Source organism: Streptomyces sp. NPDC049915 (genome assembly GCF_040656475.1).
In the GTDB taxonomy this organism is placed as follows: Bacteria; Actinomycetota; Actinomycetes; order Streptomycetales; family Streptomycetaceae; genus Streptomyces.
The window spans coordinates 64,578-71,959 of record NZ_JBFAMH010000033.1 but is presented as its reverse complement, the minus strand read 5'-3'; the positions used below and the strand labels follow the sequence as shown (position 1 = coordinate 71,959).

8 protein-coding genes and 1 pseudogene are annotated in these 7,382 nt (G+C 65.1%); 1 reads left to right on the top strand and 8 read right to left on the bottom strand.

What is annotated here, in order from left to right; genetic code table 11:
* The first annotated feature begins 425 nt into the window (after window positions 1-425).
* Window positions 426-917, top strand: a complete 492-nt coding sequence (locus tag AB0J12_RS35005; protein ID WP_363268696.1) for a hypothetical protein — start codon at window positions 426-428, stop codon at window positions 915-917.
* A gap of 386 nt (window positions 918-1,303) precedes the next feature.
* On the opposite strand, the gene AB0J12_RS35000 is transcribed toward AB0J12_RS35005, so the two are convergent.
* From AB0J12_RS35000 to AB0J12_RS34965, 8 genes and pseudogenes are all read right to left on the bottom strand, one after another.
* Window positions 1,304-1,549 carry a hypothetical protein gene (locus AB0J12_RS35000; RefSeq protein ID WP_363268694.1) on the bottom strand — a complete coding sequence of 82 codons (246 nt, stop codon included), beginning with the start codon at window positions 1,547-1,549 and terminating at the stop codon, window positions 1,304-1,306.
* A 64-nt stretch (window positions 1,550-1,613) separates the two neighbouring features.
* Window positions 1,614-2,042: a hypothetical protein gene (locus AB0J12_RS34995; RefSeq protein ID WP_363268692.1), complete on the bottom strand. Its 429-nt coding sequence runs from the start codon at window positions 2,040-2,042 to the stop codon at window positions 1,614-1,616.
* A gap of 135 nt (window positions 2,043-2,177) precedes the next feature.
* Window positions 2,178-2,306 (bottom strand): hypothetical protein, encoded by a 129-nt coding sequence (locus AB0J12_RS34990; RefSeq protein ID WP_363268691.1) that lies wholly within the window; start codon window positions 2,304-2,306, stop codon window positions 2,178-2,180.
* Window positions 2,285-2,731, bottom strand: a complete 447-nt coding sequence (locus AB0J12_RS34985) for a hypothetical protein (protein WP_363268689.1) — start codon at window positions 2,729-2,731, stop codon at window positions 2,285-2,287. The genes AB0J12_RS34990 and AB0J12_RS34985 overlap by 22 nt, the downstream gene beginning before the upstream one ends.
* 129 nt (window positions 2,732-2,860) lie before the next feature.
* Window positions 2,861-3,112, bottom strand: coding sequence for a hypothetical protein (locus AB0J12_RS34980; RefSeq protein ID WP_363268687.1), 252 nt, complete (start codon window positions 3,110-3,112; stop codon window positions 2,861-2,863).
* A 256-nt stretch (window positions 3,113-3,368) separates the two neighbouring features.
* Window positions 3,369-3,776 carry a hypothetical protein gene (locus AB0J12_RS34975; protein ID WP_363268686.1) on the bottom strand — a complete coding sequence of 136 codons (408 nt, stop codon included), beginning with the start codon at window positions 3,774-3,776 and terminating at the stop codon, window positions 3,369-3,371.
* 32 nt (window positions 3,777-3,808) lie between these two features.
* On the bottom strand, window positions 3,809-5,044 hold the full coding sequence (locus AB0J12_RS34970) for an IS110 family transposase (protein ID WP_363268699.1): 1,236 nt from the start codon (window positions 5,042-5,044) through the stop codon (window positions 3,809-3,811).
* A gap of 604 nt (window positions 5,045-5,648) precedes the next feature.
* A pseudogene (locus tag AB0J12_RS34965) lies at window positions 5,649-6,218 on the bottom strand (transposase); the annotation flags it as partial.
* Window positions 6,219-7,382: the final 1,164 nt, after the last annotated feature.

The following is a 7,382-nucleotide window of genomic DNA, read 5'->3' as shown; positions in this document are numbered from 1 at the left end:
GAACTGCAGCTAGTCCTCGCGGTCTGGACCGGCGCCTGCCCCACCTGTCACCGCGACATGCCACAACCGATACCGACCTGACCAAGCACTACTAGCCGTCCGGTCCTTGGGGCGGCTCGGCGACGCAAGCGCGCTGCCAGTCTGCTGGCCGTGTTGGACAACGACGTCAATGCCTAGGCACGGGCCCACCGCATCGGTTGGGTATACGGGCGGCTTCATCCTGGACGCCACTTCCGTCCCTAGCAAGTCTGTGGTGCTTCCCCCTAGCCCTTTCGGGCGGTGGCTACTGCTACGCCGGGCCGCTTCGTCGCTATGTGTAAGCACGCGTTTCCGCAGGTCACAGGCGTTAGGCCTCTGAGGAGCGCTTTCAGATTCGTAACTCAACCAGGTGGACTTCCATCTAGTTTCGAAGTACCTTCAAAGTCATGACCACTATGCCTGCCGAAGCGAACTTCTCCGAGCTGATCAATAAGCCGAAGGACACTGTCGCTCGCATGCAGGTCACTGCCCGGAAGGGTTTGCGGCTGCATCGACGCGATGCCGAGGACCTGTACCTGACGACTGCCGCGAGGGCGGATCAGGTCGTTGAGGTGCTGGACAGCACTACCCGCATGTTCGTTGCACTCATGAAGGAGAGCCCAGCTGCTCTGGAGCTCCTGACTGAAGCGTTCCCGGAAGCCTTCCCGTGGGTTCGCTTCCTGCCGGCCGGGGCTATGCGAGAGTTCCTTGTCGAGTTCGTTGAGACGCTCCGGGCCAGCGCTGATTTGGGAACCGTGGAGCCGATCGCCCAGGTCATCACTGAGTGGAAGCACACGGCAGAGATTTACGCCGATCCAGACCTGTACGCTGCCCTCACCGTCGACCACGGCGATAAGGACTACGGCGATGTACCTGCACCGGAGGTAGTCAGCGAGTGACGTTAGGCAAGGGGGACCCTGTACCGCCTCCGCCCGCTAAGGGCGAATACCACATCAAGTTCGCGAATCGGGCTGCTTCTGAGGGCTGGCAGGAACTGATGAATCAGGCACCAGGGCCGACGCTTGATGCTTGGATGCTGATGCGCACGGGCCCCGCGCCTTCTGTGCACAACAGAAGGCATCATCCGTTGAAGCACGAACTGGCGACCGGCGTGCGGAACGGCAAGACGTATCCGCAATGGCAGATCGAAGTCACTGGTGGCGGGCGGGTCTGGTACCTGCACGACTTGAACGCCATGACTTGCTGGGTCACCTTGGCCAAGACAGGACACCCTCGCCAGACAGACTGAGTGAAGAAGGCCCCAGCCGAATGGCTGGGGCCTTCTTCACGCGGCTCGCCGTTCGGCGAGTGGCAGAGGGACCGCCTCCGCTTGATCCTCCTCCGTCGGCACCCGGTACGTGACGGTGATGTAGCCCTCGGCGTCGAGGCCGAGCTGGTCCTTGAAGAGCTCGGTGCGCGGGTCATGCCCGATGATCTCGTTGCGGCCCTTGGCCTCGCCGTGCAGGCGGATGATCTCGCGGCGGTCTTCGTTGGTGAGGCGGCTGCCCTTGCTGAACTTCGGTGAGGGCATGGGCACCTCCCCCTGGACGTGCGAAGACCCGGCCGCGGAACGAAACGGCCGGGCCGGAAGCGTGTTAGCGCGACTCGCACTTCCTCTGCATGAGTTGGCCAGCGTAGTCGTGGTCCAGGTTCTCGCTCTTCAGCTGGTCTGCCAGCCACTGTGCGCCGTACGCCTCAACGCCAAGGCACAGTGCTTCCCTCTTCTCCTCGGTGTACTTGTCCCAGACCAGGTCAACGGTGATCTCGGTGAGGCGGCGTTTGCTGATTCCTGGGCCATCGGGCTCCGAAGGGGTGGCTGTTGGTTCCACCACCTTGGCGGATGCGCTGGCCGTTGGGCTATCGGCCGAGATCGAGTCGCTCTTTCCGTCGCCCCCGTCACCGAGGGTGCTGCCGATAACGATCAGCAGGACGATCAAGGCGAAGGCAGGTAGGCACCCGAAGAGCAGAATCTTCTTCCCGGCCTTCTCGGCGCGGGTATTCCGCTGAGGTATGGGACGGCTCATGGTTCCCCCCCTGGAACGCTGAGGTTGCTGGGGGCAATCATGCCGAAGGTGACCGTGGGGCCGAGGCTGGACGTCCGTTCTGCTTCCGGGCATGCCAGATCTGCGGCCCATGGTGAGCCATGATCAGGTGAAACATCAAGCAAGGTTCAGGTTGCGGTGCAGGCGAAGGCGGGCGCGCAGGATGACGGCCTCGTGCTCGTGCACGAGGCCTACGTCGTGAATCGCCTGCCGCTGCGCCACCGTCAGCAGGCGTCGTACTTCCACGCGTCGCCCTCCAACGCCCACGGCTGCGCCCGCTGATCGAACCTGGGCAGGCCCTTCACCTTGTACGTGACGCGAGCCAACTTGCCCGATACCTCGGCCCGCACGTCCGTCGCCGGGTGGTCCGGGCCGTAGTCCTTCGCGGCTTGCTCCACGACGCCCTTGTACGCCTCGGGCGTGATCGCGGACTGGCAGCGCTTGGACAGCATGCCGTACGCGGTCTTGTCGTCCCCGGCGAAATAGGCGCCGGTGTAGACGCCGACGGCGGCCTCCAGGTCGTCGTCCCGGTGCTCGGCCGGCACGGACACGGTGGGCTCGGCGGACGGGGTGCCGCTGTCGGTGGCGGGCCCGGCATCGTCGGACGAGGAGCAGCCGGCCAGAGCGAGGAGCGCGGCAGCGGTGGCGAGCGTGATGGTGATGGTGCGCATGTGTCCCCCCTGGACTGTGCGGTGTGTCCGGGCATGGTGACACGAGTGCCCCACCGGCGGCGGACTTCCCGGTGGGGCACTGGTCTCCGACTGTACGGCCGGGGTCTGACAGCGGGGCCTCGAACGCGCTCAGTCCTGAGGGAAGTACACCTCGACACCCGCGTTCGGGTGGTCGCGGAACAGGGCGTTCTCCAGGGCGTAGCGGGCTTCCCGCAGCGCCTCCTCCGTCGCAGTGATTCGCCGCATGGGTTGGGCCTCCGGCCCCGATCGCGGATACGAGTTGGCGAGCTTGGTGCCCACGCGGGCCAGCTCCCGCTGCATCCGGGCCAATTGCTTGCCGATCTCGGCGTGTTCTTCCTCGGAGAGGCGCGGCTTCGTCATGGGACCCATCATCCCTTCTTCGGCTTGCCGGGGACGGGCTTCTGCTCGGTAGGGCCCGCCGTCGCTCGGAACGGCGGGTGAAGGGCACGACAAGCTGCCAGGAGTCGCCGAACCTCCGCCACTGTGAGTTCGATGGCCCCGGCTGTCCCACCTGTTCCGCCCCTTTTTCCCAAGGCCGGTGTGCCGTGGCGGCCAGGAAGGCGTGCGCGAGCATGGCCAGACACCTCAGGCGCCTAACTCGTCAAGCCGTCCGTCTTCAAGCGTTTTCAGCATCGAACGCGTCCAGAGTGTCTCCGATCCGGATGAGGTCTTCCGCAGAGAGCTTGGGTGGAGTCCAGTGGTGTGCGCGTGCGTGGTCGATGAAGGTCTCGTCCAGCGGAACGTGGTAGCGCTCGACGTAGTGAGCGAGGTCTGAATACCAGAACCACTCGCCGTCAGTGTGCAGCTCCAGCGCGCCGATGAATTCGTTGCTCACCGCGTCATGGACTGGTGATCCGGTGACGGCAAGGGCAGTTCCTGAACGGAGATAGTGCACCAGCTTCTCCTCGTCCAGGGCGGCGTGGTCGCGGACCGAGTCGCGAAGTGCAGGGCCGTCAGGGCGACCATGTGCCAGTTCCTGAAACTCACCAAGGAACCGGTCGTAAGGAAGAGACTGATTGGCCATGCGCGGAAGCCTATTCATGCCGTGCAGCCTGGTCACGCCGCCTCCAGAGCTTTGGCGGGAGTGGAACGAAACGCGGTCTGTTCATCGAACAGCTCGTGCTGCTGGAGACAGTGGTAGAGCTGTCCGATCATGCGGTTGAAGAGGTTCCTCTGCGCGGAGGCATGCCAGTCTCCGTGGTCGCGTCGCCGTCGGTAGTGTGTCTTGGCGCCAGGTGAGCGGGTGATGGCGGCGAAAGCCCAGAGGTAGCCGGCGTGGTTGAGCCGGTCGTTCTTCACCCAGCGTCGGGAGACGCTCGACTTCTTGCCTGATGCTCTGGTGACGGGCGAGGAGCCGGCGTATGCCTTCAGTCCGCGGGCGTCGGTGAACCGGTTGCGGTCGTCCCCGATCTCTGCGAGCACCCGGGCGCCGAGCTGAACGCCGAGGCCGGGAAAGCTGAGGATGATCTCAGCGTCCGGGTGCTGAGGGAAAGCCTCTTCGACCGCCTCGGCCAGGTCGTCGGCCGCCGTGCAGGCGGCCTCCAGCTGGACCAGCAGAGCGAGCATTTGCTTGCCGAGGGCTTCCTCGACCAGCGGCGATTGATGCGCCCAGGTGGCCCGGAAGACCTCCTGCATCCGTCCTGCCTCAGCAGCGATGCTCCGTTCACGGCCGGCCCGCCTGAGCGCCGCTTGCAGCTGCGTGCGTGTAAGCCGTGCTGCCCTGCTGGGTGTGGGAGCCACCTTCAGGACCTCCCGCGCTTCCCGGCGGCAGAGGCCGTTGCGCCAGGGCTCAAAGGCGGCCAGCGCGGCCGGGTAGTACTCGCGCAGCAGAGAGCGGAGCTGATTGGAGACCTGCTGCCGGTTCCATGTGGCGTCCTGTTGAGCGCGGGCGAGCACCGCGAGTGATCGTGCGAGGTCACTGTCGTCGGGCAGCGGCCGGTGCACGTGCATGTCAGTGCGCAGGATGTTCGCGAGGACCAGGGCGTCGCCCGGGTCGGACTTCTTGCGCGACACGGAGTGCCGGTCACGGTAGCGGGCTGCGGCCATGGGGTTGATCGCGTAGACCTTCCGCTTCCCGGTCCGCAGCACGGCTACCAGCAGGCCGCGGGAAGTCTCGATCGCCACCGGGATCGGTGTCTCCTGCGTGTCACCGTGTTCGGTCAGCAGCTCCAGCAGGATGCGGTAGCCGTCTGCGTCGTCGGTGATGTGCCGTTTCGCGACCAGCTGGCCGCTGTCATCGACCAGGACGACGTCATGGGTCTTTTCCGCCCAGTCGGTACCGCAGTAGATCAAAGTGTTCCCTCCCCATTGTGCGTCTGTACTGGTCACGAGCACGTGCGGGCCACGCAGCGACCTAATTCCAGGACTCAGCCAGCAGGCTGGTCCGCCACCTCAGTAGCTGTTCGTGGCACCAGCGCATCCCACGGGCCTCGGTCTGTGCGGGGGCTCTCACGGCCCGGGCGTTTCAAGAGGTCACCGTGCGACGGGCTCGCGCCACCAACTCCAACGAGTGATCAAGCGGCAAGTGTTGACGGACGAAGGCGCCGGCCGGCGGACCGTCTGGCCAGAGTCCTCAAAGGACGTGGTGATGTAAGCCGTCCGTCCGGCGCCCACGCACGTCAACAACCGGACCGTGGTGTGCTCCGAGGACACCGGCCGTCACCGGTCTCGTAAGAAGGCCTGCGAGTGCCTGGTCGACGTGAGATGTCCACCCGGTGCCCACGCAGCACACCACGGTTGATCGAGGTGGTGACCAGATGGCACCAATCTTCGCCCGTCTCGTAGGAGGGCTTGCCGCCCCTGGTAGACGTAAGGCATCAGATCGACCCGCCTGGTCACCGACTCTTCGAACGGCGCCGATCAACTGCTCTCGACGAGACCGTCCCTAAACAGGAATTAGAGTGATGTGCCGATACCAGCCCACGTAGCGGCGGACTTCGTAATGGTCTAGGCCGCATTCGTTCTTCGCGGCCTGGAAGCATTCCTCGATCGCCCAGCGTGCCCCGGCGACCCGCACCAGGTCCTGGACGGTGATCTGAAGGGGTGTGTAGGCGAGGTAGTAGGCGATCTCGTCGGGCTTGCTGATGCTGCGCCGGGCCAGTGCCCACCGCATCCGATGAGGGACCTCGCCCTGATAGTCGAACTCGGCGACGGCCGGCAGCCGCACCGCTGCCCAGTGGTAGACGCGAGGCCCCTTCGCGCCGTCGCCGCATGAGATCTTCCGTAGGCGGAATCCGCGGTGACCCAGGTAATGGGCAGCGGCGAGGCGACGGTCCGCAGCACCATGTGCCGGGCCAGTTCGCCCTTGGTGGCGAACTCCCGCTCGTCGGGGACCCTTGCGGTGCGGCAGCGTTCCCGGTCCTCGGTCCAGGGCTTCGGGAGGTAGAGCTCGCGGTCGACCAAGGCCCGGCCGCGGGCGGAGGGCGTAGGCGGCGAAGACGCCGATCTGGCAGTTCTCGGTCCGGCCGGGGGCTTTCTGAGTCGTACACCGCTTCGGCCACCGAGCCAGAGGACAGCTTCACCCCGTCGCCGCCCGTATCATCTCTCGGCTCCTCCGCCTCCGCGTACAGCCCCGAGCCCGGCATCAGCCCGAACACCACCGGTGGCTGGCCTCGCGACGGACGCGACAACGACAGCTACTACGATGGGAACTACGACAACGACGACGATTACCACCGCAAGTACGGCAGGAAGTGACCTAGCCGTATGCACAATCGTCCCGCGGTCTTCTCTCTCACCTGGATGCACGAGGGTCGGACGCACCGTCGGACAGGGGAAATGCCGGGTGCGCGGCTGCCGGTCACGGAAGTGGCTTCGGCAGTGGGAACGCAAGCGCCGGCGGCAGGGCCTCACCGGGGCTTGCCCAGTAACCGACGCGACGGGAGCGGGCGCGGTGTCGAGCCGGTTCCGTATTGTGGCGTCCATGACGGAGACCGACGCCCTAGAGCGGCAGGAGCTGTGCGCCCTGGCCGCCTATCGCGCCCGCCAGGCAGGCGGCGAGGACGCCGGCGTCCCGCAGGACAGGCGTACCGCCGCGTGTTCGGCGAGAGCAGGACGTGGGTTGCGAGGCGATCGGGGATCCCGGGCCTCGCCTCCTGGCGGGCGTCATTCTCTGGGGTTGAGGGCGTCCACGCATGTGTCGTGCACCCACCGGCCTCACCGCCTTGGCCCCCTAGGCAGTCAGGGTTCCGCTGGTCACAGAGGGATCCGGGAGGCCGAAAACGCTCATGATACCTTCATTTATCGATCGTTTATCGTCACATGGTTCCATCATCGCCCTGAAAGCTCAGCTATACCATCCGCACCCGTTCGACCTGCCTCCCAACCCGATGGTGTCCGTCGACACCGCACTGACAGGAAGACCGTACCTTGGCGACACTCTCGCTATGCGCTGATTCCCTCGGACGCGAGCCAGGCGAGAATTCCTGCATCAGCATGGAGGCACTCGGTGCTGCTCTAGCAACGAGCGGGAGTTGATGACTTTCCGGGGAAGGTAGACGTACATGGCCTCCAGAGGTGTACCGGTCAGCGATTTGACACCCCACAGGCAATATCGATCGTCATTCTGTGAATCCTTTTTCAATCTGATATCTACAGCGACGTTGCAAAACTCCAAGGCAGCAAGGAAACC